The following is a 25,773-nucleotide window of genomic DNA, read 5'->3' as shown; positions in this document are numbered from 1 at the left end:
ATGAGCAATACAAAATATATAATTGGTAGTTTTGCCGATCCTGATGATTTGATGCACGGGATTGAAAAATTGCAAGCAAACAACATAAGCATATATGATTGTTATACGCCTATGCCTATCCACGGGATAGAAGCTAAGTTGGGCGTAAGACCATCACGCTTGCCGATAGCAGCTTTCTGCTTTGGTGCCTTAGGTGCGATATTAGGTTTTAGCTTACTCTACTATACAATGGCTTATGATTGGCCTATGAATATCGGTGGTAAGCCATCATTGCCATTACCAAACTTTGTACCTGTGACATTCGAGTGTACTATCTTATTATGTGCATTGGGTATGGTTGCAACTTTCTTTTTCCGCAACCACCTGTTCCCGGGCCGTGCACCTCGAGTGATGGATTTGAGAGCTACAGACGATCGTTTTATTTTAGCAGTTGACGCTCGTGAAAATACAGATCATGCTTTGGTTGACAGATTATTAAAAGAAGCTGGAGCAGTAGAAGTTAAGTACAATGAAAGAAAATATGTTAGTTATGAATAAGAAGAATTTTCTTGGCGCTGTATGTATGGCTGTAGCTTTCGCAGCAGTAACTACTGCTTGTGGGGATGGTACTACGCGTAGTACTGGTTGGGAATTTTCGCGCAACATGTACGATCCTATAGCATACAACCCTGATCAGCCAAACAATAATTTTAAAAATAAACAAACAGCTCAAACTCCTCCAGCAGGTACCTTGCCACAGGGATTTGAAAAGTTTGGTGAAGAATACGCTAATACACCTGAGGACTATGAAAGAGCGGGACGTGAGTTGACAAACCCACTTCCTGTGAATGAGAAAAACCTGGCAGAGGGTGAGCACCTATATTTGGTGAACTGTGCTGTATGTCATGGTAAAGAAGGTAAGGGTGATGGTTCGATTACAAAGGATCGTACGGTGACCGATTCAAGAGGTACTCGTCAATTGGAGAACTTCCCGAATCCTCCAGCGTACACCAGATCTAGTGGAGCCAACTCGTCAAGAGGTGGATTAATGGCAGATTTGACTGCCGGAAAGATTTATCATACTATTTACTACGGTTTGAATGCAATGGGATCGCACGCATCTCAATTGAATCCTGAAGAGCGTTGGAAAGTAGTTATGTATGTTCAAGAATTACAAAAGAAATAATCTAACATCAATTTAATAAATGGGAACTCACAATCATCATCACGATTATAATTTCAGCGAGCAATATACATTTGCTGGTACAGCGAAGGTTGTTAGCTTAGTTGCTGTTGTATTAGGTGTTGCTACCATTGCATATGGTCTTTCTACCGGTGATACAACGCGCACTTTCGCAAACCTACTATTGATGGGATATTATTTTGCTTGTGTATGTGCTGCTGGTGCCTTCTTTATAGCGCTTCAGATGGTTACTCAATCTGGATGGTCAGTAGGTATGCTGCGCATTCCTCAAGCTATGGCAAGTGTTTTACCTATCGCCGCAATAGTATTGTTTGTTATTGCTGCTGCTGGATTAAACACACATACGTTGTATCATCACTGGGCAGATCCAGAGCTATTGGATACTAACAGCCCTAAGTATGATCCAATCATTGCTGGTAAGTCGGCTTTCTTGAATGTTCCTGCATTCTTGATCCGTCAGATCTTATTCATGGGATCTTACAGCATCTTTGCATTCATCATCGCTAAATTATCTTACAAAGAAGATTTAGAAGGTGGTCTTAACTCCTATAAGAGAAGCTTCAAATTATCAGCTATCTTCTTAGTAATCTTTGGTTTCACTACGCCTATATGGTCTTTCGATACTATCATGTCATTGGAGGCACACTGGTTCTCTACAATGTTCGGATGGTACAATTTTGCGGCTATGTGGGTAAGCGGTATCGCTGCTATCGTAGTAATCCTTGTTTTATTGAAGAAAGCAGGCTACATGGCATGGGTTAACGAGAACCACTTGCATGATTTGGGTAAACTTATGTTCGGTTTCTCAATTTTCTGGACATATGTATGGTTTGCTCAGTTCATGTTGATTTGGTACTCAAACATTCCGGAAGAGACTGTTTACTTCTACAAACGTTGGGAGCCTGAGTACAAACCTTGGTTCTGGCTAAGCATTGTTATCAACTTCTTGGCGCCATTGCTAATCTTAGTTGATAGAGACGCTAAACGTAAACAAAACATCATGTTGTTCGTAGCGATCTTATTGTTGTGCGGACATTGGTTAGATTATTATATTATGGTTATGCCTGGTACTGTTGAGGCTGACAGACACTTCGGATTGATTGAAATAGGTACTGCTATTGGTTTCGCCGGTCTGTTTACTTTCTTGGTAATGAACAAGATCAGTAAGCATGCCTTGGTTCCTAAGCATCATCCATTCCTTGATGAAAGCTTAAACCATCAGATATAATTATAATATAGATTGAAGCATTTACGTTCAAACGTTTATATAAGAAATGAATTTAAAAAGTAATATCGGGTTAAAATCCATAGCGGGTTTACTACTATTAATCAGCATGTTTTTTGCATCGCCGGTATCGGCAGTGCAAAGTGATTCTACAGTAGTTGACACAACAGCAGTAGCTGCTGCTCCTGCTACGACGGTAGATGGCGCTGCTGCAACGACAGATTCAGCTGCTACGTCTGCGGTGGAAGCATCATCAAGTGATGCTAGCGCTGCCGCTACTACTACAACAACTACAGAAGAGGTGAAGAAAATTGACCCTCAGGTTTACAAAAACTTCTTCTACTATGTGTTGTTATTCTTGGTAGTATGTACAATTATTGCCATAATCGGTAAGATTCATTCGATTTATGTGCTGACAAGAAAAATGAACGGTAAACACAACGAGTATGCTAACAACAACTTGCAAGCTGGTTTGTTTATCGCGTTCCTAGTTGTTTTCTTAGGCGGTGTTTACTATACATACGATGTTTGGGGTAGCTGGGCTTGGAGAGAAGCTGTTACGGAGCATGGTAAGGATATCGACCGTATGTTTATCATCACATTGGCGATTACCACGACAGTATTGGTGTTGACACACATCGTTCTATTGTCTTTCACTTACATTTATAGAGCTCGTGCTAAACGTAAAGCTTACTACTACCCACATAATGATGCTATCGAAAGATTGTGGACTATCGTTCCGGCAATCGTTTTGACTGTGTTAGTGTTGTTCGGTTTCTTTACTTGGAGATCTATCACCAACATTCCTGAGGAATTGCAGAAAGAAGCTATCCAAATTGAAGTATTAGCTGAGCAATTCAAATGGAACATCCGATACCCAGGTGTTGACGGTCAGATTGGTAAGCGCAACTATAAGTTGACTACACCATCAAACCCTTACGGTATCGACTTCAATGATAAAGCGGCGTGGGACGATTTACAGACTGATGATATCGTTATCCCTGTAAATAAATCAGTTCGTTTCCATGTTCTTTCAAAAGACATTATCCACTCATTCTATATTCCAGATTTCCGTGTGCAGATCAACGCGGTACCAGGTATGACCAACTATTTCCAATTTACGCCAACTGTAACTACAGAAGAGATGCGTGATAAGTTGAACGATCCGAATTACGACTTTATCATGTTGTGTAACAAAATCTGTGGTTCTGGTCACTACAATATGGGTAAAAAGGTAATTGTTGTTACCGAAGCTGAATATAAGGAGTGGTTAGCAAAACAAGGTAAATACTTCACTGAAGATTTGCAGAAAGAATTTGCTGCTAATAACGTTGAATTGGAAGGTGCTAAAACAGCTTCAGTAAATTAATTATAGAAGATTTTTTATAAAGTAATATGTCAAGTACAGTTATATCACACGACGCAGCTCATCACGATGGACATGGACATCACCATGAGACGTTCCTAACTAAATATGTATTTAGTCAGGACCACAAGATGATTGCGAAGCAATTCTTGATCACTGGTATCATTATGGCGCTTTTCGCCATGGCTTTATCACTTTTGTTCCGTATCCAATTGGCGTGGCCAGACAAAGAATTCCCTATTTTAGAGGTGTTCTTAGGAAAATGGGCAGAAGGTGGTCGTATCAAACCTGATTTCTTTTTGTCATTAGTTACTATTCACGGTACTATGATGGTATTCTTCGTATTGACTGCGGGGCTATCAGGTACTTTCAGTAACTTGTTGATTCCATATCAAATAGGTGCCCGTGATATGGCGTCTCCTTTGATGAACATGTTGTCCTACTGGTTCTTCTTGGTGGCGTGTGTTATCATGGTAGCGTCTTTCTTTGTAGAAAGTGGTCCTGCTTCAGCGGGATGGACTATCTATCCTCCTTTGTCCGCCGTTCCTACTGCAATTGCAGGGTCGGGATTGGGTATGACCTTATGGTTGGCTAGTATGGTATTGTTTATCGCTTCTCAGGTATTGGGTGGTGTAAACTATATCTCTACTATATTGAACATGCGTACCAAAGGTATGGACCTTTGGAAAATGCCTTTGACTATCTGGGCGTTCTTCCTTACAGCTATCGTAGGTTTGTTATCGTTCCCAGTATTGGTGTCGGCAGCGGTATTGTTAATTTTCGACCGTTCTGTTGGTACGTCGTTCTACTTGTCAGACTTAGTTGTTCAAGGACAGATCTTACCTAATGAAGGTGGTTCTCCTATCTTGTTCCAGCACTTATTCTGGTTCTTAGGTCACCCTGAGGTATATATCGTAGTAATGCCTGCGTTAGGTTTGACGTCAGAAGTTATTTCTACAAACGCTCGTAAGCCTATCTTCGGTTACCATGCCATGGTTTACTCTTTAGTAGGTATTACAGTGTTGTCATTCATCGTATGGGGTCACCACATGTTCGTAACAGGTATGAACCCATTCTTGGGTGGTGTATTTATGATCACTACCTTGATTATCGCTGTTCCTTCTGCGGTGAAATCGTTCAATTATATGGCTACATTGTGGAGAGGTAACATTCGTTTCACTCCGGCGATGATGTTTGCCATCGGTATGGTGTCGTTTTTCATCTCAGGAGGTTTGACAGGTCTATTCTTAGGTAACGCTACGTTGGATATCAACCTTCACGATACATACTTTGTAGTAGCTCACTTCCACTTAGTGATGGGTTCAGCTTCTATCTTCGGTATGTTGTGTGGGGTTTATCACTGGTATCCTAAGATGTTTGGTAGAATGATGAACGAGAAGTTAGGATATTTCCACTTCTGGTTGACATTCATCGGTGCTTACCTGGTGTTCTTCCCAATGCACTTTATGGGTGTGGATGGTGTTCCTCGTCGTTACTATGCTTTTACAGAGTTTGCCTTCATGGAAAAATGGGTATCAGTAAACGTATTGGTAACATGGGCGGCTATCATTGCGGGTCTAGGACAGATAGCTTTCTTGATTAACTTCTTCGGTTCTATCTGGAAAGGTAAGAAAGCTACTCAAAACCCTTGGAATTCGAACACATTGGAATGGACTACTCCTGTAGAGCATATCCACGGTAACTGGCCTGGAGAAATTCCTACAGTATATCGTTGGCCTTATGACTACAGTAAACCAGGTCACCACGAAGATTTCATTCCTCAGACTGTTCCTTTCTCTGAGACTATGAGTTCGAATATGTATCACGACTTCGAAGGAGATGAAGAAGCGATCCGTATTCAGGAGCAGTGGAACAAAGAAAATAATAGAGTAGTAGAAGGTTAGGTCTTGGGCCTATCCTTCTATTACAAAATATTTTGAATTGAAATAAAGAGAGAGTAATGTATCCAGCAGGTGAAAAAAGATTTATAAATGCTAATAGGTTCACTATTATCGTCTTATTTCTTGTCATCATTGCTGGAGGTGTGGTGAGAAGTACTGGCTCAGGAATGGGATGCCCCGACTGGCCGAAATGTTTCAACCGCATTGTGCCGCCTACCGACATAAGCCAGCTGCCCGAAGGTTATGAGCAGCATTATGTGGAAGGAAGGATAAAGAAGAACGAACGTTTTGCCAAGCTGATAGAACGTTTGGGCTTCGCGGAAATGGCAGATAAGATTCGACATGATGAATCCATCAAGCAGCATGAGGACTTTAATGTTGCGAAAACATGGACAGAATATATCAACCGTTTGGTTGGTGTCGTTTCAGGTTTTGCTTTACTTTTCACAGCCTTTTATTCCTTCATTTATGTCAAGTCAAAACCATCTATTGTAGTTTGGAGCGTTCTTAATGTATTGTTTGTAGTTCTTCAAGCTTGGTTGGGATCTATTGTTGTATCTACCAACTTGATGCCTTGGATTATTACAGTACATATGTTGTTAGCATTGTTAATAGTAGGAGTGAGTATTTATACATTCTATCTTGCTACGACAATGCGCAATAAAAAGATTTTGGTCAATTATCCTTCTACCGGACTGAAGGTTCTGGCTATCATATCCTTGATTATTACGATTGTTCAAGTGGTATATGGCACCGAAGTGCGGGAGATTATTGACCAGCTGAATGTGAAAGGACTTCCTCGCGAGCAATGGATAGAATCGATAGGTGTCAATTATGACATCCACAGAATGCTTGCGTATGTTACTCTTTTGATTACTGTGTTATTTTTCTTCTTGGTGAAAAATAGATTCAGTAAATCGTCACTACAGAGTAAATATGCATGGGTAATATTGATATTGGTAGGAATACAAATGTTGTCTGGAATAATATTAGTTAGATTTGCAGTTCCAGCTTTTGTTCAGACAACACATCTAGTAATTGCAAGTTTGTTTTTCGGAGCTCAGTATTATTTGATGCTGTTGATGACGAAGCTGAAAAGGTAGATAATGGTAATTGTCGCCGGAGGATAAGGAGTAAGGAAGTCAAATGAAAACTTTTATTTCAGATTTTAACAAGCTTGTCAAATTACGATTGACGTTAACTGTTGTTTTTTCTGCTTCCATATCGTTTTTGATGGGAGCGAAGCAGCAGGGTGAAATAATGTGGATCAACTGGTTGATGCTGACGATAGGCGGTTTCTTGGTGACGGGAGCGGCAAACGGCTTCAACGAGATTATAGAGAAAGACATAGATAAGCTGATGAAGCGCACTATGGACCGTCCTTTGCCGGCGGAGCGTATGACTACAGGTCAGGCGCTAGTATTAAGTGTTCTTATGGGCATTTTAGGTACTTTGGTGTTGGTGAAGCTTAACTTTGTGGCGGGCTTGCTTTCTGTGTTCTCTATCTTTTTGTATGCTTTTGCCTATACACCGTTGAAACCAAAGTCGCGGATTGCCGTATTGGTGGGTGCTATTCCGGGAGCTTTGCCTCCGCTGATAGGATATTTTGCAGCTTTTGAATCTTTAGGATTCGGATTAGCCTATACGGAAGTCAATGAATATGCTATCGTCGTGACGCCGTTCATATTGTTCTTGATCCAGTTTTTCTGGCAATATCCTCATTATTGGGCTATTGCTTGGGTTGCGGATGAGGACTACAAGCGGGCGGGCATCAGGCTGTTACCATCACTGGAGAAGGATAAAGTTTCTGCTTGGTTTATCTTTATCTCTTCTTTGCTGATGATTCCGGTAGGTTTTCTGCCTATGTATTTCGGCTTCGGAGGATGGGTATTTACAGCAGTAGCGTTACTAGGGGGGCTGGCCTTCACTTGGTATGGTTACAAGCATCTGGTGGAACGCACCGACATGTCGGCGAAGAAAGTGATGTATATATCGTTTCTTTATCTGCCTTTGATTCAATTAATATTATTATTTGATTTTATTCCTTTCAAATAACGTAAATGGAAGTGAACGACATAAAATTGGAAGAACTACGTAAACAGCGTAAGGCCAAGAAATTCAACCTTTGGTTGGGTATGATTGGTATGTTTATGATGTTTGCAGCTCTTTCAAGTGGATTTATTGTGTATACGGCGAGTGGGGTAGACAAAGGAATTAAAACTATTTTGCCTCAGACATTTGTTTACAGTACAATAGTTATTATCCTTAGTAGCGTTACTTTGCATATGGCTTTTAAGGCTGCGAAGGTTAACAATTTGGCTAAGCAAAAACTATTGTTGTTAGCAACGATTGTTTTAGGCATTGTGTTCTTTGTATTGCAAGTACAGGCTTGGGGGATATTGACAAGTCAGGGGGTGTATTTTATCAATAATAATGCATCACAGTCTTTTATCTATATTTTTACGGGCTTGCACTTAGCGCACATTATTGCAGGAATATTGGTGCTGTTGCGTGCCTATGTAGGTGCGGCGAAGCCTATTCCACAAGACAATAATGTGTTTAGAATGGATCTAGCGACAATTTTTTGGCATTTTCTAGATCTTTTATGGATTTATATATATGTTTTCTTACTTTTGAATCAATAATAGTAAACAATGAGTACAACAACTGTATCGCACTTGGATAAGGTTAAAGACGGGCCATGGTCTGGTGGTAAGTCGCCTTGGAATTTAGAGTATGGAAAGATCATGATGTGGTTTTTCCTAATTTCAGATGCTTTTACATTTTCAGCATTCTTAATTTATTATGGTGCTCAAAAATTTGCGCAACCTACATGGATTGATGCGGACAAAATTTTCCAATCTATTCCGGGGATTGCTGATTCAGGGCAACCATTGGTGTTCGTAGGTATTATGACATTCATTTTGATTATGTCATCGGTAACTATGGTGTTGGCTGTAGAAGCGGGACACAGAAATTCTAAACAAGAGGTCGTGAAATGGATGTTGTGGACCATCTTAGGCGGTTTATGTTTCGTAGGCTGTCAGGCTATGGAGTGGTCACACTTGCACCACCAAGGATTCTGGTTCGGAAGAAACCCTGCTACAGGTTTGACTGATCCGGATGCTATTGCAGCTGCCTTGCAACCATACTTCTCTAAAGAGATTTCGTACACAGCAGCATTGCAATTCTCTAACTTATTCTTCACTATTACTGGTTTCCACGGCTTCCACGTATCCGTAGGGATATTGTTGAACATCATCGTGCTTTTCATGACTTTAAACAACACTTTCGAAAGAAGAGGTACTTACCTAATGATTGAGAAAGTAGGTTTATACTGGCACTTCGTGGATTTAGTGTGGGTATTCGTATTTACATTCTTCTACTTAATCTAATTTGTGGACTTATAATTTTTATAAATAGAAAATGGCACATCACGATCATATAGCAGCACATGATGCTCACGAGCACGGTGAAGGCATGGACAAAAAACGCATTTGGAGTGTATTCTTTGTGTTGTTAGCATTGACAGCATTGGAATTCTTAATTGCGTTGGGATTTGTTCATCACTGGGGTATCTTACAAAAAGGTGCTTTAGTTAATACTATCTATATTGCATTGACGTTGTTGAAAGCTTACTACATTGTAGCATTCTTCATGCACTTGAAATTCGAGAAATCTAGTTTCATCGTCATCTGTAGTATAGTCTTTATTTTCATTGTTTACTTCATCGCTTTATTGTTAATTGAAGGCGGTTATTTGTTGCATCATTTCAATGAACATCCGCTTTATCCTAACAAGTAATAATGACTAAAATCTCAAACAAGAGAAATATATCAAAGCTTATAATCCTGGCAATGGTTTTACTGGTGCCAGGATTTTTGTATATAGCCATTAATAAAATCGCTTCGAATCAATATCTGAAGCTGCCTATATATGGTGAGAAAACCTTGTCTGGTAAGATGAACCGTAAGATGGGACGTGAAATTCCTGACACGGTATATCATCAGATCAGGCCGGTAGCGTTATACGACAGCGAAGGGAAAGCTTCAAAATTTTTGCAGGAAGATACGGTGATTACCGTGGTACATCTATTTGTTGCTAAGGACGACGGTTTATCCAAAACCTTGTTGACCAGCGTGCAGCCTGTGGTGGAGCGCTTCAGAAATATTCATAAAGTGAAATTTTATTCTATCTCATTGAATCCTGAAGAATCCCGAGAGGATCTTGCATATATCCAAAAATCATATGCGCGTCAATATCCAGATACCTGGTTTATTGTAAGGCCGGATTCTGCTATCTTTGACTATGTGCAGGATAACTTTTTGATCGATGCGCATCAAAATGCTGATGGAAGCTATATTTTTAGCAACAATTATATTTTGATAGACACACAACGACGTATTAGAGGTTTTTACGACATCAACCAATACAAGGAGATGGAACGCTTGGAGGATGAGATTAAGGTTCAGTTGGTTGAAGAGGCGCGAAACAGACCTCTTAAAATAGAACAAAAATAATCATGGGAATGACAGAAGCAGAAAAAAAGTATAAGAACATTATCTGGATATTATCGATATTGATTCCTTTGGCTGTGGCAGCCCTATTTGTCATCAACCTTAGAAAGATGGGGTATGATGTGCAGCCTTTATCATTCTTGCCTCCTATCTATGCTTCCATCAATGGACTGACGGCGGTATTGCTTGTGTGGGCGGTATCGGCGGTAAAGAAGGGTAATACATCGTTGCATGAGACCTTGATCAAGGTGTGTATGGCATGTTCTAGTTTATTCTTATTGATGTACGTGGCATACCATATGACTTCGGATTCTACACCTTACGGAGGCGAAGGTTTCATCCGTTATGTATACTACTTCATATTGTTCACGCATATTGTGCTATCTATAGCCATTATTCCTTTCGTGTTGTTCACTTTCGTGAGAGGAATAGCTGGGGCTTATGAAAGACATAAGAAGCTGGCGAGGATAACCTATCCTATGTGGTTGTATGTAGCTGTGACAGGCGTGATCGTCTATCTTATGATTTCTCCTTATTATAATCATTAAGCGTATGAGCAGAGTGTGGATATATCAGGCTGACAGATTTCTTGAAGAATCTGAAGTTAAGGAAATAGAAAAGCTGTCGGCAGAATTTGTTGCTTCTTGGACGGCGCATGGTACGCCTCTGGCAGGAAAGATCACTGTCGTTGACAAACTTTTCCTTGTGGTGGAAGTGGATGAGGCCGTAGCTTTGGTGACAGGATGTTCTATAGATAAGTCAGTGCATTTTATAAAAGGACTGGGAGAGAAGTTCGGAGTGGACTTCTTCGACAGACTATGGGTGGCGTATATCGATGAAGAGGGTAAGACAGCTCTAGTGCGAAGAGAAGAATTCGAGGAAATGGTAAATAGCGGTAAAGTGCAGGAAGACACCTTGGTATATAACCATCTGATCCAAAACTCTGAGGAGCTGGCTTCCAAGTGGAAAATCCCTTTTTCACAAAGCTGGCATTATAGGGTGTTTAAATAAAATCGAAAGTGTAAGAACTATCAAATCTCCTTGAGACTATAAAACGAGCGAGAGGATGAATTGAGAGAAGGGAAGGAAAAAGCGGTGATTTTCACCGCTTTTTTATTATAGTGTAGTTTTTGGTGCTGCAGAAAGGATTTCTTCGTTGGCGTGCTGTTCGTACTGTTTGAAGTTGTTGACAAAGAGTTTTGCCAGCTCTATGGCCTGCTTATCATATTCTTCTTTGTCGTCCCAAGTGTTGCGAGGGTTCAGCACTTCGGCAGGCACACCGGGACAAGACTGCGGTTTCAGTACGCCAAAGACCTCGTGGGCCACATATTCCACGTTGTCCAAATCACCACGCATGGCTGCATTAATCATTGCCCTTGTATATTTGAGGTTCATGCGCTTACCCACACCATACTTACCGCCGGTCCATCCCGTATTTACCAACCACACGTTTACGTCCGGATGCTTTTCGAGCTTTTCCCCCAATAGTTCGGCATACTGCGTAGGGTGAAGCGGCAAGAATACGCGACCAAAACAAGCTGAGAAGGTTGTCTGAGGCTCCGTAACACCTACTTCTGTTCCCGCGACCTTGGCAGTATATCCTGAGATGAAGTGGTACATAGCCTGTGCTTTGGTAAGCTTGGCGATAGGAGGAAGGATACCAAAGGCATCGCAGGTCAGGAAGAAAATGTTTTTAGGATTTCCTCCCAAGGATGGCACCTTAGCGTTAGGGATATAGTCTATGGGATATGCTACACGAGTATTTTCGGTGATGGAGGTATTGGAAAAGTCAACCACGTTGCTGTTTTCGAAGAATACAACGTTTTCTAGCAGGGCTCCGGGACGTATAGCCCCATAGATTTCGGGTTCTTTTTCGGCGCTGAGGTCTACGACTTTGGCGTAACAACCTCCTTCGAAATTAAATACCGACCCTTCTGCCCATCCGTGTTCATCATCTCCGATAAGGCATCTGTTGGCATCGGCCGACAAGGTGGTCTTTCCTGTACCACTCAATCCGAAGAAAAGTGAAACGTCGCCATCTTTACCTTCGTTGGCCGAGCAGTGCATCGGCAGAATGTTGTATTGATGAGGCAGGATGAAGTTCAGTACCGAGAAGATACCTTTTTTCATCTCACCGGTATAGGCGGAGCCCCCGATGAGGATGACTTTCTCCGTGAAATTTAATATGGTGAAGTTCCCTGATCTTGTTCCATCCACAGCAGGGTCGGCAAGGAATTCAGGAACTTGAAGTATAATCCATTCTTTTTCAAAAGAAGAGAGTTCTTCTTCCGATGGAGAGATGAAAAGATTATTGCAGAAAAGGTTAGCCCAAGGGGTGGTGTTGATTACTGTAACATTGATTCTGTAATTTTTGTCTGCTCCGGCAAAGCAATGTCTCACCCAGATGTCTTTCCCTTGCAAGAAAGCTTTCATCTTAGTATATAGGTTATGAAACACCTTCTCCGATATGGGAAGGTTGACGTCTCCCCAGTCTATGGTATGTGCCGTAATACTGTCTTTAACGATAAACTTGTCTTTAGGCGAACGGCCAGTGAACTTTCCTGTAGTGACGCATAGGGCCCCTAGGTCGTTCAGCTTTCCCTGACCCAAATCCAATGTCTGTTGGGTTAACGTTTGATTATCAAGATTGAAGTAAACTTTTCGGGCGATAATGCCCATTTCTGTTAAGTCGATTAAATCGCTCTTTGAGCCAGCATCTAATCTCTCCATGATCATAAAGTGTTTAATTTTAAGGCTAAGGTATAGAGTTATGCCAGCTGTAACTTAACTTCTTTTATTTTTATGATTTTTTTTGCGATGTCTGGATTTCGTTGGATTTTTCTTCTGTAATCAAAACGATTATTAAAAATCGTTTTTTAATTCAAAGCCAGAATTAATAATAATTTAATTCCAGCTCCAAAATCTTTTAATCCAAATTCATAAAAAAGACAAAATATGTTTATTTTTTGTCAATAGCATAAGACCCTGCTCCCGTGATAACCAACGCTATGAGAACGAGCATGAGTTCCAAGGGGTGGGAAGCGGCTGCTAGCGAATCTCCTTTGCTAAGATGGCTGATGAATGCGATGAGCATGGTAAATGCCAACACGGCTGCCGAAGGTCTCAAAAATAAACCTAAAATGACAAAAAGTGCTCCCACGGTTTCGGCCATGGTGGCGGCAAAACCCCAAAAGGGGGTAAAAAAATGTATACCTATATTGCTCATTGCTGCCCCAATTTTTTCCCAGACTTCGGGCCCTTTCATAAGTTTGGGTATCCCGTGAAAGGCTAGCATGCTGCCTCCCACGGTCACACGTATAAGCAATAAGCCTATGTCGATTTGTTTTCTGCGTGATGAACGGCTCATGATTTATATTGTATGTTTACGTTTGACTCATCGACTGTCAGGACAATTTCTTTGCCAAAGGTCAGAGCTCTATTGTCTTCGATATGTCCTGCCGGACAGCCGAAAGCTACGGGATAATCGTATTCTTTGACCTTGTCGAAGATAATCTCCTGGAAGCTTTGCCCAAAGGGAGGGTCGTAGTCTTTCAGTTCGGTGAAGCCTCCGACGATAAACCCTTTAAGTTTTTGCAGGCGGCCGGCTCTTTTCAAGGTCCACAGCATACGGTCTATGTTGTAGAGCGATTCTCCGACATCTTCGATAAAGAGAATCTTGCCTTCATAATCTACTTCGGATGGTGAGCCTATGATGCTGTGTAGCAATGCCAGATTTCCTCCGGTGAGGATAGCTTCCGCCGTTCCCTGGCGATGAGGAAACTCAGAAAAAGTATAGCTGATGTGGTTCGGCAGGCCGAAAAGAGCATTTTTCAGACTTTCCAGCGATTCTTTGGTGGCATCGAGGAAAGTTTTCACCATCTGGCCATGAATTACGGGAACGCCGAACTGCTGCTGTATATGGCTCAATATCACGGTCACATCGCTGAAGCCCACCATCCACTTCGGATTTTTACGGAAGGCGGAGAAGTCTATGCTATCGATGATACGTACACATCCATAGCCACCACGCGCTGCAATGACGGCCTTAATTTCGGGATTGTCGAGAGCTTCCTGCAGGTCTTTGGTACGAAGTTCATCTTCCCCGGCAAACTGGTAATGCTGTGCCAATACCGAATCATAAATGACCGGTTGTAGTCCCCAACTTTTCAATATGTCGTAAGCCGGCGTAAGGTCCGCCTCAATATAACTGGCGGGACATAGTACGGCAACTTTATCTCCTTCTTTTAGATATGGAGGAATGTTCATATTCAATTTGTTAGTGCTTTTTAATACGAAATTGTTTCTTTCGCAATTTACACATTATTATTTTGAGTCAGGCGTATTAATATAAACTCAAATTGAATTATCTTTGTACTCTGAGTTTTGAGAGTTTCACCATTAAAAATACAATATATTGAGCAGTCTGACTAAAAAACGTTATACGATCACTTCAGCACTTCCGTATGCAAATGGACCGTTGCATATAGGACATTTGGCTGGAGCATACATTCCGGGAGATATTTTCGTTCGATTTTTGCGTCTTAATAACAAAGACGTAGTGTATGTGTGCGGTTCGGATGAGCATGGCGCTGCCATCACCATCCGTGCTAAGAAAGAGGGAATCACGCCGAAGGAAGTTATAGACAAATACAACAAGCAGATTAAAGAATCTTTCGAAAATTTCGGCATCTCTTTCGACATTTATCACCGTACGTCGGAGGCTATACATCATGAACTGTCGCAAGAGTTTTTCTTGAACCTCTACAACAAAGGAGAATTTATCGAGAAATATTCCGAGCAGTATTATGACGAAAAGTTCGATCAGTTCCTAGCAGACAGATACATCACGGGAACGTGTCCACACTGTCAGAGCGAAGGAGCTTACGGTGACCAATGTGAGAAATGTGGTACTTCACTGAATCCTACCGACCTTATCAATCCAAAATCTACTTTAAGTGGTGACACGCCTATCTTGAAAGAAACGAAGCACTGGTACCTGCCATTGGACAAGTATCAGCCTTGGCTGGAGAAATGGTTGATAGAGGGTAAGAAGGATGTGTTGAAGTCCAACGTGTTCGGCCAATGTTTGTCATGGCTTAAGTCGGGATTGCAGCCTCGTTCGATGACACGCGATCTGGACTGGGGTGTTGATGTACCATTGGAGGAGGCTAAAGGCAAGAAGCTGTATGTCTGGTTGGACGCTCCTATAGGATATATTTCAGCGACCAAGCAGTGGGCTTTGGACAACGGCAAAAATTGGGAGGATTACTGGAAGACACACGACAATCCGGAAGACGATTCTACGTTGATTCACTTCATCGGTAAAGACAATATCGTATTCCACTGCATTATTTTTCCAGCAATCTTGCATGCCCATGGAGGTTACATCTTGCCGGAAAATGTTCCAGCAAACGAATTCCTCAACCTCGAAGGTGACAAACTTTCAACCTCACGTAACCATGCGGTGTGGTTGCACGAATATCTGGAAGAGTTCCCGGGCAAGCAAGATGAACTACGCTATGTGTTGACGTCAATCTTGCCTGAGACATCGGATAGTGAATTCACATGGAAAGATTTCCAGGCACGCGTCAATAATGAGCTTGTCGCTATCTTGGGTAACTTCGTAAACCGTGTGATGGTTCTTTCTCACAAATATTTTGGAGGCAAGGTGTTGTTGGGTTCGGCGTTTAATGATACCGATAAAGCTGTATTTGACGAATTAAGCAAATATCCGGAGCTTATTGCCCAGTCCATTGGCAACTATCGTTTCCGTGAAGCTTTAGCACATTTCATGAATGCTGCCCGCCTAGGCAACAAATACTTGGCTGATGAAGAGCCATGGAAGGTCATTAAGACAGACGAAGAGCGCGTGAAAACTGTCCTCAATGTAGCGGTGCAGATTGTAGCCAACCTAGCTATTATGGGACAGCCGTTCTTGCCTAAGACGACTGAGAAGCTGTTTCAAATGCTTAACATAAACCCTCAAAGCTGGGATAAGGCCGGTAAGGCGGACATCCTTCCGGTGGATGCTCAGCTAGGAGAAGTACAGATGCTATTTGAAAAGATTACCGATGAACAGGTGGAAGCTCAGTTGGCAAAATTGGCGGCAGCAAAAGCAGCAAACGCTAAGGCTGCAGCTCCCGTGACGCCGGCAAAAGCCAATATCTCGTTCGACGACTTCATGAAATTAGATATTCGCGTAGGAACAATCCTAGAAGCGGAAAAGGTCGCCAAAACCAAAAAGCTATTGAAGCTTAAAATAGATACCGGTATCGACCAGCGTACGGTAGTTTCCGGTATTGCAGAATATTTCAAGCCGGAAGAAATTATTGGTAGACAGGTTTCTATTCTTGTTAACTTAGAACCAAGAGAAATCAAGGGAATACAATCACAGGGTATGATTCTGATGGCAGAAGATGCAGACGGAAGATTGGACTTCGTCAGTCCGCACACGGCTATCAAACCGGGAAGTACCGTGCGATAAGTTTAGAAGGCTGAAGAAAAATAGGGCTAAGAATTTCTTAGCCCTATTTTTATTGCTTTTTCAGTTTATCGAAAGCTAATCCTATCAGAAAACCAAGGATAGATGGAACTACCCAAGCTAGATCTAAGTCGGATAGTGGTAATTGGCTGAAGAAAGGAACCTGCTCTTGATTCAGCAGGTTTAGCATGATTCCTACGTTGAAAGCAGCAACCACTGTTGTCGCTATCAAAGCTCCCACATAAGGAGCTTTACTTTTAATGAAGTTTCCGAAAATAAGAATGTAGAGCACCAAGGTAATGGCGATAGGATATACAAACGCTAATGGAGGGTAGGCAAACTGAATGATTTTATCCACTCCGGAAATAGACAGCACACCGGAAAATATAGTACATAGGGTTACCAACAGTTTATAGCTTAACTTGTTGTTTGTAAGCTTTGAGAAGAAGGTGCCTACAGCCGTAGTGAGAGCGATAGACGTAGTAAGACATGCTAACGCAATACATAAACCTATGGCCATCATTCCCAAATCGCCTAAGGTGCTGCGCGCTATATGTATCAATAATGCTGATCGGCCTATTTCTTTGTCTTCAATACCGGAGGTGGCTCCTAGGTAGACGAGCCCTCCATATATGCACACGAGACAAAGAGAAGATATGGCTCCGGCAGATGTTACTACTGAACTTTTCTGATGAATTTCTTTATATCCTTTGGCCTGTGCTGCCGCGATGATGATGCCAGCAAATACCAGAGAGGCTAACATATCTACTGTCTGATATCCTTCGGTAAAACCGAACTTGAAAGACTGTGTAGGGGTCAATCCGGAAGAAGCAAAAGGCCCGATAGGATGCAACAGACCTACCACAATCAGGATAAACAAAAGCACCAAAAGAAGAGGTGTAAGAATATTTCCTATGATATCCACCACCTTAGAGGGTGAAATACTCAAGATCCATGTGAGACTAAAGAAAATAATAGAGGATATAATAGGATTGAAGTTGGGAAAGTTAGGTAATATTCCTACTTCGAATGTGGTAGCTCCCGTACGTGGGATAGCTATTAAAGGTCCTATGCAGAGCATAATGATTGTTCCGAGAATGGGAGCAAGATATGGATTCACCCGATTTCCTAAGTCGTAGATGGTATCTCCAGATTTAACGATGGATAGGATTCCCAAAAAAGGAAGGAGAATACCTGTCAGCCCGAAGGCTAAGATGGTTATGAGGGTGTGTTCGCCGACCTGAAGTCCTATAAAGGGTGGCAAGAGTAGGTTGCCTGCTCCAAAAAACATGGCAAACAGTGCAAAACCTATCGTCAGGATGTCTTTTCTTTTCTTCATACTGTGATTAGAATAATAATTGAGTTAGTTGTTTTGCCTCTTTAACATCGTGTACACGCAAGATCTGTACCCCACGTTCCAACAGTAAAGTATTGAGTGCTGTCGTACCGTTTAGGGCTTCCTGCGGACTGATGTTCAGTTTCTTGTATATCATCGACTTACGGGAAATGCCTCCCAGGATAGGTAAACCGTGATAATGAAGTTCGTCCACACGGAATAGCAGCTCGTAGTTTTGTTCTATAGTTTTCGCGAACCCATATCCGGGATCTAAGATAATATCTCTTACCCCTAATTCCCGAAGCTTGGAAATTTTGCTACCTAGGTCTATGGCAACATCATTTACCACGTCGTCGTAATCGGTCAGCTGCTGCATGGTTTCCGGTGTACCACGCATATGCATTAGCACATAAGGCACCTGAAGCTTAGCCACGGTATTGAACATGTCGTCATCCAGCAGTCCTCCCGAAATGTCGTTGACGATATGAGCTCCGGCGAGAATAGCAGCCTTTGCGACATCCGCACGAAAGGTATCTATTGAAAGCGGAACCTCAGGAAATTGTCTACTTAGCGCTTCGATGACAGGCAAAGCTCTGTCCATCTCTTCCTGAGAAGAAATCAGTGGTGCTCCCGGTCTGGATGAATAGGCTCCTATATCGATGATATCTACCTCATGGGCTATCATCTGTTCGGCATGGATAAGAGCCTTTTCTAGAGATTGATGTTTACCACCATCAAAAAAAGAGTCGGGTGTAACGTTCAGTATCCCCATAATCTTGGGTTTCTCGAAAGTCATGAGCCGACCTCTTAGGTTAATAGATTGACAAGGATGAGTCGTTAGCTTATTCATTATACTGTAAAAATAAAAAAAAGGCTGTAATAAACTACTACAGCCTTTCTTTGATTCGATGTTAATATTTATTTAACGACTAACACACCGTCCGCAATAATGTTGATATCTGTTTTTGGAGAGGTGATTTTTGCTATTTCTTCAGCGCTTTTGCCTGCATCTTCTGCATTGTGTTTCAGCTGCTCCACGGAGAGCTCTTTGACTTTGGCTTTCCCTTCAATCACAACCTTTTTACCTACAATGTCGGTAGGGACGAAGTAGCCGTAGTCTTTGAAACGAACCATGATAGGCTCTTCTTGTCCATCTCTTTTTAATGTGAGAAAACAACCTTTTTTCTTGCAAACTCCTACAACTTCGCCTTCAATCTTTCCTGTGTATTCTTTTTTCTCTTTCAAGGACTGCTCCAACTTTTTCACAGAGATAGCATTTTTGGCAGTAATAGTCTTACCGTAGTTAACCCCTGGTTTTGCCGGTTGAATGCTTTGTTGTGCAAAGACAGTAACGGTCATTGCTAAGACGAAAGCGAACAAACTAACTAACTTTTTCATATCAAATTGATTATTTACGTATAAATTCAAACTTTCCCGAAGGGTCCAGCTTCATGATAATGGAAGGTTTTCCCTTCGTAGTATCTTGTTGGCCATATTGCACGATGTAGTCTACTCCTTGTTTTATTTCTTCGGCGATTTCATCGAAGGCAGCAGCAGAAGGCTGTCCACTGATGTTTGCTGAGGTGGACACGATAGGCTTTCTGAAGCGTTGTAATAGCTGCTGGCAGAAAGGATGATTTACTATGCGTATGCCGACACTTCCGTCTTCTGCTATCACATTGGATGCCAGATTTTTGGCGTTGGAGTAGATGATGGTCATCGGGCGGTCAGCCACTTCAATAAGCTGGTATGCCACTTCCGGCACGTCGTTGACGTAGCCGGCAATCTGATTGTCTTTATGGAGAAGGACAATCATACTTTTGCTTTTGTCACGGCCTTTCAGTGCGAAAACTTTCTCCACAGCCTCAGGATTTGTCGCATCGCAACCTATACCCCATATAGTGTCGGTGGGATACAATATTATTCCTCCATTTTTCAGTGTTTCTAAGGCCTTATTTAAGTCCTCTTTATCTACTAAGGTGCGAGCCATGGTTGTGCTAATGTTATACTGCTACATTATGTTCACGTAAAGCATCGTTCAAAGACGTTTTCTTGTCTGTAGATTCTTTACGCTTGCCGATGATAAGAGCACAAGGCACTTGATATTCTCCGGCAGGGAATTTTTTGGTGTATGAGCCCGGAATTACCACCGAACGGGCAGGCACATAGCCTTTGTACTCTACCGGCTCATCACCTGTCACGTCAATAATTTTGGTGGACGCGGTAAGTACTACGTTAGCTCCCAACACGGCTTCTTTTTCCACACGTACCCCTTCTACCACGATGGCACGAGAACCTACAAAAACATTGTCCTCAATAATTACCGGAGAAGCTTGTACTGGCTCCAACACACCACCTATGCCTACACCTCCAGAAAGGTGGACGTTTTTACCGATCTGGGCACAAGAACCTACCGTAGCCCAAGTATCTACCATAGTACCTTCATCTACGTAGGCACCGATATTCACATAGGAAGGCATCATGATAACCCCTTTGCCAAGGAAGGCCCCATAACGTGCCGACGCTCCCGGTACTACGCGTACGCCTAACTCTTTATAGTTGGTTTTTAACTTCATCTTGTCGTGATAGACGAAAGGTGTGTTTTCGATAACCTTCATATCACGTATTGGGAAATATAAAATTACGGCCTTTTTGATCCAGTCGTTGACATGCCATAGCGATCCCATAGGTTCCGCTACACGCAACTCGCCGTTGTCCAACTTCATGATCACGGCTTGGATAGCCTCGAAATATTCTTTATTACCTAATAATTGTCTGTCTTCCCAAGCTTCTTCTACTAGTTTTTGAAGTTTTAGAATTTCCATTTTTTTGATTTAGTATTCGTTATTATTAACTACAAATATGATTATTTTTCTTTAAAACCTTGGTGTGTAGAAAGTAATATTTTAAGAGAATAATGGTATTTTTGGATATGGCAAACGAGTCTGAAAAATTACGTATCGATAAATATTTGTGGGCTATCCGCATCTTCAAGACGCGCAGCTTAGCGACGGAAGCCTGTAAGGCCGGACGTGTCAAGCTGAGCGGACAGAATGTGAAGGCCTCGTATGTCGTGAAGGTGGGGGATACTTTCACCATACAGAAAGGAATAGAGAAGAAGGTGGTGAAAGTCACCGGGCTGCTGGAGAGGAGGGTAGACGCCAAGACGGCCGTACAATATTATGAAGATCTGACGCCGGTAGAGGAAACTTACGGCTTTAAATCCATGTTTCATGCCCCTATATTGAAGAGGGATCGCGGTACGGGACGTCCTACCAAACGTGACCGCCGCGAGATCGATGAGCTGCAGAGCAGTGACTGGTGGGATATAGATGATGAAGATGACGATTAATCATTAATAAATAAAAAAGGCAGGATATTCCTGCCTTTTTTATGAAAATGAAAGTAATGATTATCTGTTTTCGATGTCTACATATTCGCGGTCTACTTCACCAATATATACTTGTCTTGGACGACCGATAGGCTCTTTGTTGTCGCGCATTTCTTTCCATTGGGCAATCCATCCAGGAAGACGGCCTAAGGCAAAAAGCACAGTAAACATTTCTGAGCTGAAGCCCAATGCACGGTAGATAATGCCAGAGTAGAAATCTACGTTTGGATATAGTTTTCTTTGGATGAAGTATTCGTCCGAAAGGGCGGCTTCTTCCAGTTTCTTTGCAATATCCAATACAGGATCTTTAACACCTAATTTAGCCAATACATCGTCACACGCTTTTTTGATGATTCTAGCACGTGGGTCGAAGTTTTTGTAAACACGGTGTCCGAAGCCCATAAGGCGGAACGGATCGTTTTTATCTTTTGCTTTGGCAATGTATTTCTGAACGTCGCCACCATCGTTTTTGATAGCTTCCAACATCTCGATAACGGCTTGGTTGGCACCTCCGTGTAGAGGACCCCACAAGGCGTTGATACCTGCAGAAATAGAAGCATATAGGTTGGCATTTGAAGAACCTACGATACGTACGGTAGAAGTAGAACAGTTTTGTTCGTGGTCAGCGTGTAAAATCAACAACACACGCATAGCGTCCAACACCACTTCGTCGAAGATCTTATCACAGTTTACTTCGCCGAAGATCATATTCATGAAATTGTCGATATATCCGAAATCTTTCTTAGGATATACTACTGGATGACCTAACGATTTCTTGTGAATCCAAGAAACGATGGTAGGCATTTTTCCTAAAAGGTTTACGATAGTACGGTACTCTTCGTCTTCGTTTTGATTAGGATTTAAAGATTCTGGATAGAACGCTGATAAAGCACCTACCAAACACGAAAGCTGACCCATAGGGTGAGATTTTGATGGGAATCCCGCGAAGAAATTTTTCATGTCTTCGTGAACCATCATTTGGGATTTGATATCCGACCTGAATTTTTCCAACACTTCTTTAGTTGGCAATTCTCCGTATATCAAAAGGTAAGCTACTTCCAAGAAGGTAGATTTTTCGGCTAAGTCTTCGATCTTATAGCCGCGATATTTTAAAAGACCTTTTTCACCATCCAAAAAAGTAATGGCACTTTTGGTAGCACCTGTGTTTTTGAATCCTGGGTCTAAAGTTATATATCCTGTTTGTTGTCTTAATTGTGAAATATCAATAGCTTTCTCGTTCTCTGTTCCTGTGATAACAGGCAGCTCTAAAGTCTTGCCATTTAAAGTAATAGATGCTGTTTCCGACATAATCAATTTTCTTGTATTATACAAAAGTATAAAATTCAATAAGAAATTCTAAACTTATAGGGACTTAAAATGCCATTTATCGGTCATATTAATAGTAAGACACAATACTGTTTAACTCCCTGATTATCTATTTCTGCCTAAAATTTGGTTAGAATGATAACTTTCCGAAATGGGTTACCCTTTGCTTATCGCGTAGACAATATAAGAAAAATTAAAAACATATACACAGTTAATTCCCTAGGGGGTCTTAATGACCCCGAAACGGTCTTTTTTTATGATTTAACTGTGGATAGCCCCGAAAAACCAAATGTAAAATCGTTCCATTTTCTACCATCCAGATACCATTATTAAAGAATTATTTCATCATTTAGACCGACGTGGCTCTTGTTGAGCTTTTCGTTTCATAGGAGCTCTTAGCTTCATTAGCGACAATTTCAGAAAGACTTTGTCTAAAATCTTTCACTTTTGACATTAGGTTATTGAAGAAGATGCCAATTCTTTGGTTCATACTTGTTTATATTAAAAGGTTAGTATATTTGTACTACAGGAATGTCATCCTTATGGTATGACAACCCACCCAAAGGAGATTGATTCGTCAATCTCCTTTGTTTTTATAAGGATTTTGCAATGTCAATATTTTGTCCTTATGTCTGAATTCAATAATATCTAAATAACGTCTAATATTGAACGCCCCTTTGGCTTTATTAATTAAGTATTGGTCACCGGGATAATCTTCAATCATTAGTGAAATTATAATGTTATTTGCTCGGTTTGTCCCCTCTTTGATTGCATCAGAAATTGTGTTCTTACTCAGCACATATACACCTTCTTCTTTCCATAACATTTTATTAATGGGTAAGTAGGAACGTTTCATCAACACATGAGGCACGTCTTGATTTACCAAGCCAACAAAATAAATGTGTTAATGTGCTGAAAACCAGCTATTGTGAAAAAGTGTTAAAATTTTACGAAAAAATTGTACATCTACGAAAAGTTCGTAATTTAGCCTTTGAAATAAAATATTACGTGTGTTATGGAGAAATTGACTATTCAGGAAGAAGAAGCTATGCGATCGATTTGGGAGCTGAACGGTGGATTTGTGAAGGAAATTTTGGAAAACATGAAGCCGGAGGAGAGGGTTCCTTATACGACACTGGCTTCTACCATAAAGAATCTAGAGCGTAAGGGGTATGTGAAAGCCGTAAAATATGCCAATGCGAAAAGATACGAGCCTTTGATTTCCCTTGAAGACTATAGAGCTAAGTTTGTGACCTCTTTTGTGGGCGATTATTTCAAGAATTCCTACAAGGAGATGGTTTCTTTCTTTGTGAAAGAGGAAAAGCTTAGCCCGCAAGAATTGGAAGAAATATTGGAGATGATAAAGAACAATAAATCCTAAAATTATGGAAAGTCTACTAACCTATATTATACAAGTCAACCTGCTGTTGGCCTTGTTGTACCTAGGATACTATTTCTTATTGAGAGGACTTACATTCTACCAGATGAACCGGCTGTATCTACTGCTGGGCAGTATGTACGCTTTTGTATATCCTTTTTGGGATGTAAAAAGCTGGTTCATGCGCTATGAGGTTATTCCGGCGCAACAGCTTCCTGATATTTTGTCGTTACTGGCGTCGTTGTCTAGTGAGGAGGTCAAAGAGGCGGCTTTCACCTTGACGGACAGCATAATTGCAGTGATGGAAATTGTCGCGGCAGTTTTCTTTTTTCGTCTTCTTATCCAGCTGTTGAGCTTAAGACGCATCCATCGCAATTCGGAGCCTTCCACATGGAATTCTTACAGCTTCCGTAATGTGCTGTTTCCGGTAGTTCCTTTTTCGTTCTTCGACAAGATATACGTACATAGGCCTCAGCATAAAGAGAAGGAATTATATGACATTTTTGCACATGAAAGCGTACATGTAAGGGGGATTCATACACTAGACATCCTTACTTTTGAGATCATCCTCATATTGTGTTGGTACAATCCCTTTGTATGGCTTATACGTAAGGCTGTGCGTCAGAATCTGGAATTTTTGACGGACCAGCAAGTGTTGAACAAAGGTGTAGACAAACAGAAATATCAATATTCGTTGTTGCATGTGACACAAAATGGCTTGTCTGTGGATGTGAGCACGCGCTTCAACTTTAAGATCCTAAAAAAACGTATTATGATGATGAATAAAAAACGTTCTTCGAAAGTGCATTTAGGAAAGTATGCCTTTCTGCTTCCTATTCTGTTGATGGCGGGTGCTTCATTTTCCGTAGAGAAGGCAGATCAAGTTATTACAGATATCGTACGTTTTACGGGAGAAATACCTTTGGTAGCTGTAGAAGTTCCCGAAGACACCATAATCATAAAGTCAAAAGGCACCGTTAAACAGATTATTACGCCAGACACAGGCATTCTTGTAGATTTTAAGACACTGAGCATACCTGAACCACCGGTAATAAAGATTGACGGGAGGGATTCCCTTATTTCGGCGCTCACCATAATGAGAAAAGACAATATTAAAGCGTTGACAAAAAGCTTTGATGCCAAAAGGTTGGTTGATAGTGTCAAAGGGGCCGTATCTTTTGTTATCGGGGACTCTGCTTTTCACAAGAAAATCTACCTTGGAGCTACAGCTTTTCCTTCTTATGATGCGGAAGCGGTAAAGAAACTGACAGATAGCATTAGCAAATCCATGACCTTTACTTTCTGGGGCAATGGAGAAAAATTCTTCATCAACGATAAGCAAATAAACCTCCAAGAGCTGAAGAGCCTCAGAGACCAGAGTTTGAAGATAGCTATGGGGGCGCTAGCGAATGCCGATTCGGCTATAGCTGTGACAGGTTTCCGACTCAGAGGAAATAAAAACCCGCGTGGCAACGATCTGCTCTATGTGGTAGATGAGAATGTCATGAAGGATAATTTTGAGTTGTCGGATCTTGCTCCCGAAGAAATCTCCTCTATCACTATTCTAAAAGGGGATAAAGCAAAAAAATATTTGGGCAATAGCAACAAGAAGGCGGTCATTAAGATTAAGACCAAAAAGGCTAACTCCTAATCTTTATTTGCACTTTTC

The 25,773-nt window shown here is 41.5% G+C and carries 27 protein-coding genes; 17 read left to right on the top strand and 10 right to left on the bottom strand.

Annotated elements, in window-relative coordinates:
• Genes ABD873_RS11225 through ABD873_RS11165 form a run of 13 tightly spaced genes read left to right on the top strand, consistent with a single transcriptional unit; the run spans position 1 to position 11,203 of the window.
• A complete protein-coding gene (locus tag ABD873_RS11225; protein ID WP_345068371.1) occupies positions 1-537 on the top strand; it encodes a DUF3341 domain-containing protein in 537 nt (178 codons plus the stop codon).
• A complete protein-coding gene (locus ABD873_RS11220; RefSeq protein ID WP_345068369.1) occupies positions 509-1,165 on the top strand; it encodes a cytochrome c in 657 nt (218 codons plus the stop codon). The genes ABD873_RS11225 and ABD873_RS11220 overlap by 29 nt, the downstream gene beginning before the upstream one ends.
• Positions 1,166-1,184: 19 nt before the next feature.
• Positions 1,185-2,411, top strand: a complete 1,227-nt coding sequence (locus tag ABD873_RS11215) for a hypothetical protein (protein ID WP_039053238.1) — start codon at positions 1,185-1,187, stop codon at positions 2,409-2,411.
• Between the two features lie 46 nt (positions 2,412-2,457).
• The gene (locus ABD873_RS11210; protein WP_345068366.1) at positions 2,458-3,777 is read left to right on the top strand and encodes a cytochrome c oxidase subunit II; all 1,320 of its coding nucleotides are present in this window, start codon (positions 2,458-2,460) and stop codon (positions 3,775-3,777) included.
• 26 nt (positions 3,778-3,803) lie between these two features.
• Positions 3,804-5,678 (top strand): cytochrome c oxidase subunit I, encoded by a 1,875-nt coding sequence (locus ABD873_RS11205; protein WP_345068364.1) that lies wholly within the window; start codon positions 3,804-3,806, stop codon positions 5,676-5,678.
• A 56-nt stretch (positions 5,679-5,734) separates the two neighbouring features.
• Positions 5,735-6,778 (top strand): COX15/CtaA family protein, encoded by a 1,044-nt coding sequence (locus ABD873_RS11200; protein WP_039053240.1) that lies wholly within the window; start codon positions 5,735-5,737, stop codon positions 6,776-6,778.
• 43 nt (positions 6,779-6,821) lie between these two features.
• Positions 6,822-7,730 carry a heme o synthase gene (gene cyoE, locus ABD873_RS11195; RefSeq protein WP_345068361.1) on the top strand — a complete coding sequence of 303 codons (909 nt, stop codon included), beginning with the start codon at positions 6,822-6,824 and terminating at the stop codon, positions 7,728-7,730.
• Between the two features lie 11 nt (positions 7,731-7,741).
• Complete coding sequence (locus tag ABD873_RS11190; RefSeq protein ID WP_345068359.1) at positions 7,742-8,320, top strand: cytochrome c oxidase subunit 3; 579 nt, start codon at positions 7,742-7,744, stop codon at positions 8,318-8,320.
• Positions 8,321-8,329: 9 nt separating this feature from the next.
• Complete coding sequence (locus ABD873_RS11185; RefSeq protein ID WP_345068357.1) at positions 8,330-9,070, top strand: cytochrome c oxidase subunit 3; 741 nt, start codon at positions 8,330-8,332, stop codon at positions 9,068-9,070.
• 31 nt (positions 9,071-9,101) lie between these two features.
• Positions 9,102-9,479, top strand: a complete 378-nt coding sequence (locus tag ABD873_RS11180; RefSeq protein ID WP_039053243.1) for a cytochrome C oxidase subunit IV family protein — start codon at positions 9,102-9,104, stop codon at positions 9,477-9,479.
• Between the two features lie 53 nt (positions 9,480-9,532).
• Positions 9,533-10,195, top strand: a complete 663-nt coding sequence (locus ABD873_RS11175; protein WP_156138197.1) for a thioredoxin domain-containing protein — start codon at positions 9,533-9,535, stop codon at positions 10,193-10,195.
• 2 nt (positions 10,196-10,197) lie between these two features.
• Positions 10,198-10,740: a DUF420 domain-containing protein gene (locus ABD873_RS11170; RefSeq protein ID WP_039053245.1), complete on the top strand. Its 543-nt coding sequence runs from the start codon at positions 10,198-10,200 to the stop codon at positions 10,738-10,740.
• A gap of 4 nt (positions 10,741-10,744) precedes the next feature.
• Complete coding sequence (locus ABD873_RS11165; RefSeq protein WP_039053246.1) at positions 10,745-11,203, top strand: hypothetical protein; 459 nt, start codon at positions 10,745-10,747, stop codon at positions 11,201-11,203.
• A gap of 105 nt (positions 11,204-11,308) precedes the next feature.
• Here the strand turns inward: ABD873_RS11165 and pckA are convergent, their stop codons facing one another.
• The 3 genes from pckA to ABD873_RS11150 form a co-directional block, all read right to left on the bottom strand.
• Positions 11,309-12,922 (bottom strand): phosphoenolpyruvate carboxykinase (ATP), encoded by a 1,614-nt coding sequence (gene pckA / locus ABD873_RS11160; protein WP_345068352.1) that lies wholly within the window; start codon positions 12,920-12,922, stop codon positions 11,309-11,311.
• Between the two features lie 229 nt (positions 12,923-13,151).
• On the bottom strand, positions 13,152-13,559 hold the full coding sequence (locus ABD873_RS11155) for a DoxX family protein (RefSeq protein ID WP_039053247.1): 408 nt from the start codon (positions 13,557-13,559) through the stop codon (positions 13,152-13,154).
• Complete coding sequence (locus ABD873_RS11150; protein WP_345068350.1) at positions 13,556-14,458, bottom strand: S66 peptidase family protein; 903 nt, start codon at positions 14,456-14,458, stop codon at positions 13,556-13,558. Before ABD873_RS11150 ends, ABD873_RS11155 begins: the two co-directional genes overlap by 4 nt.
• A gap of 148 nt (positions 14,459-14,606) precedes the next feature.
• Between ABD873_RS11150 and metG the strand changes: the two genes are divergently transcribed.
• Positions 14,607-16,676, top strand: coding sequence for a methionine--tRNA ligase (metG, locus tag ABD873_RS11145; protein WP_345068348.1), 2,070 nt, complete (start codon positions 14,607-14,609; stop codon positions 16,674-16,676).
• A gap of 49 nt (positions 16,677-16,725) precedes the next feature.
• Here the strand turns inward: metG and brnQ are convergent, their stop codons facing one another.
• The 5 genes from brnQ to ABD873_RS11120 all read right to left on the bottom strand — a co-directional run bounded on the left by brnQ (position 16,726) and on the right by ABD873_RS11120 (position 20,834).
• Positions 16,726-18,012, bottom strand: a complete 1,287-nt coding sequence (gene brnQ / locus ABD873_RS11140) for a branched-chain amino acid transport system II carrier protein (RefSeq protein WP_345068346.1) — start codon at positions 18,010-18,012, stop codon at positions 16,726-16,728.
• A gap of 7 nt (positions 18,013-18,019) precedes the next feature.
• Positions 18,020-18,805 carry a dihydropteroate synthase gene (gene folP / locus ABD873_RS11135; RefSeq protein ID WP_425568718.1) on the bottom strand — a complete coding sequence of 262 codons (786 nt, stop codon included), beginning with the start codon at positions 18,803-18,805 and terminating at the stop codon, positions 18,020-18,022.
• Between the two features lie 122 nt (positions 18,806-18,927).
• Complete coding sequence (locus tag ABD873_RS11130) at positions 18,928-19,407, bottom strand: DUF4920 domain-containing protein (protein WP_345068341.1); 480 nt, start codon at positions 19,405-19,407, stop codon at positions 18,928-18,930.
• Positions 19,408-19,417: 10 nt separating this feature from the next.
• Positions 19,418-19,999 (bottom strand): L-threonylcarbamoyladenylate synthase, encoded by a 582-nt coding sequence (locus ABD873_RS11125; protein ID WP_345068339.1) that lies wholly within the window; start codon positions 19,997-19,999, stop codon positions 19,418-19,420.
• Positions 20,000-20,012: 13 nt separating this feature from the next.
• Positions 20,013-20,834 (bottom strand): 2,3,4,5-tetrahydropyridine-2,6-dicarboxylate N-succinyltransferase, encoded by an 822-nt coding sequence (locus ABD873_RS11120; RefSeq protein ID WP_345068337.1) that lies wholly within the window; start codon positions 20,832-20,834, stop codon positions 20,013-20,015.
• A 107-nt stretch (positions 20,835-20,941) separates the two neighbouring features.
• Between ABD873_RS11120 and ABD873_RS11115 the strand changes: the two genes are divergently transcribed.
• Positions 20,942-21,361, top strand: coding sequence for an RNA-binding S4 domain-containing protein (locus tag ABD873_RS11115; protein ID WP_039053258.1), 420 nt, complete (start codon positions 20,942-20,944; stop codon positions 21,359-21,361).
• Positions 21,362-21,421: 60 nt separating this feature from the next.
• Here ABD873_RS11115 and ABD873_RS11110 read toward each other — a convergent pair whose 3' ends face one another.
• Positions 21,422-22,708 (bottom strand): citrate synthase, encoded by a 1,287-nt coding sequence (locus ABD873_RS11110; protein WP_345068334.1) that lies wholly within the window; start codon positions 22,706-22,708, stop codon positions 21,422-21,424.
• Positions 22,709-23,303: 595 nt separating this feature from the next.
• The gene (locus tag ABD873_RS11105) at positions 23,304-23,552 is read right to left on the bottom strand and encodes a hypothetical protein (RefSeq protein WP_345068332.1); all 249 of its coding nucleotides are present in this window, start codon (positions 23,550-23,552) and stop codon (positions 23,304-23,306) included.
• A gap of 189 nt (positions 23,553-23,741) precedes the next feature.
• On the opposite strand from ABD873_RS11105, the gene ABD873_RS11100 reads away from it, so the two are divergent.
• Complete coding sequence (locus ABD873_RS11100) at positions 23,742-24,107, top strand: BlaI/MecI/CopY family transcriptional regulator (RefSeq protein ID WP_039053253.1); 366 nt, start codon at positions 23,742-23,744, stop codon at positions 24,105-24,107.
• Positions 24,108-24,111: 4 nt separating this feature from the next.
• Positions 24,112-25,755, top strand: coding sequence for a M56 family metallopeptidase (locus ABD873_RS11095; protein WP_345068330.1), 1,644 nt, complete (start codon positions 24,112-24,114; stop codon positions 25,753-25,755).
• Positions 25,756-25,773 lie beyond the last annotated feature (18 nt).

The organism is Sphingobacterium thermophilum, from assembly GCF_039541675.1.
GTDB lineage: Bacteria > Bacteroidota > Bacteroidia > Sphingobacteriales > Sphingobacteriaceae > Sphingobacterium > Sphingobacterium thermophilum.
The sequence above is the reverse complement of the archived record's forward strand: the minus strand, read 5'-3'. Positions and strand labels throughout refer to the sequence as shown.

Coding starts and splice junctions, on each gene's coding strand:
- ABD873_RS11225 (WP_345068371.1), top strand. CDS start 1: ATGAGCAATACAAAATATATAATTGGTAGTTTTGCCGATCCTGATGAT.
- ABD873_RS11220 (WP_345068369.1), top strand. CDS start 509: ATGAAAGAAAATATGTTAGTTATGAATAAGAAGAATTTTCTTGGCGCT.
- ABD873_RS11215 (WP_039053238.1), top strand. CDS start 1,185: ATGGGAACTCACAATCATCATCACGATTATAATTTCAGCGAGCAATAT.
- ABD873_RS11210 (WP_345068366.1), top strand. CDS start 2,458: ATGAATTTAAAAAGTAATATCGGGTTAAAATCCATAGCGGGTTTACTA.
- ABD873_RS11205 (WP_345068364.1), top strand. CDS start 3,804: ATGTCAAGTACAGTTATATCACACGACGCAGCTCATCACGATGGACAT.
- ABD873_RS11200 (WP_039053240.1), top strand. CDS start 5,735: ATGTATCCAGCAGGTGAAAAAAGATTTATAAATGCTAATAGGTTCACT.
- cyoE (WP_345068361.1), top strand. CDS start 6,822: ATGAAAACTTTTATTTCAGATTTTAACAAGCTTGTCAAATTACGATTG.
- ABD873_RS11185 (WP_345068357.1), top strand. CDS start 8,330: ATGAGTACAACAACTGTATCGCACTTGGATAAGGTTAAAGACGGGCCA.
- ABD873_RS11180 (WP_039053243.1), top strand. CDS start 9,102: ATGGCACATCACGATCATATAGCAGCACATGATGCTCACGAGCACGGT.
- ABD873_RS11175 (WP_156138197.1), top strand. CDS start 9,533: ATGGTTTTACTGGTGCCAGGATTTTTGTATATAGCCATTAATAAAATC.
- ABD873_RS11170 (WP_039053245.1), top strand. CDS start 10,198: ATGGGAATGACAGAAGCAGAAAAAAAGTATAAGAACATTATCTGGATA.
- ABD873_RS11165 (WP_039053246.1), top strand. CDS start 10,745: ATGAGCAGAGTGTGGATATATCAGGCTGACAGATTTCTTGAAGAATCT.
- pckA (WP_345068352.1), bottom strand. CDS start 12,922: ATGGAGAGATTAGATGCTGGCTCAAAGAGCGATTTAATCGACTTAACA.
- ABD873_RS11155 (WP_039053247.1), bottom strand. CDS start 13,559: ATGAGCCGTTCATCACGCAGAAAACAAATCGACATAGGCTTATTGCTT.
- ABD873_RS11150 (WP_345068350.1), bottom strand. CDS start 14,458: ATGAACATTCCTCCATATCTAAAAGAAGGAGATAAAGTTGCCGTACTA.
- brnQ (WP_345068346.1), bottom strand. CDS start 18,012: ATGAAGAAAAGAAAAGACATCCTGACGATAGGTTTTGCACTGTTTGCC.
- folP (WP_425568718.1), bottom strand. CDS start 18,805: ATGACTTTCGAGAAACCCAAGATTATGGGGATACTGAACGTTACACCC.
- ABD873_RS11130 (WP_345068341.1), bottom strand. CDS start 19,407: ATGAAAAAGTTAGTTAGTTTGTTCGCTTTCGTCTTAGCAATGACCGTT.
- ABD873_RS11125 (WP_345068339.1), bottom strand. CDS start 19,999: ATGGCTCGCACCTTAGTAGATAAAGAGGACTTAAATAAGGCCTTAGAA.
- ABD873_RS11120 (WP_345068337.1), bottom strand. CDS start 20,834: ATGGAAATTCTAAAACTTCAAAAACTAGTAGAAGAAGCTTGGGAAGAC.
- ABD873_RS11115 (WP_039053258.1), top strand. CDS start 20,942: ATGGCAAACGAGTCTGAAAAATTACGTATCGATAAATATTTGTGGGCT.
- ABD873_RS11110 (WP_345068334.1), bottom strand. CDS start 22,708: ATGTCGGAAACAGCATCTATTACTTTAAATGGCAAGACTTTAGAGCTG.
- ABD873_RS11105 (WP_345068332.1), bottom strand. CDS start 23,552: ATGTTATGGAAAGAAGAAGGTGTATATGTGCTGAGTAAGAACACAATT.
- ABD873_RS11100 (WP_039053253.1), top strand. CDS start 23,742: ATGGAGAAATTGACTATTCAGGAAGAAGAAGCTATGCGATCGATTTGG.
- ABD873_RS11095 (WP_345068330.1), top strand. CDS start 24,112: ATGGAAAGTCTACTAACCTATATTATACAAGTCAACCTGCTGTTGGCC.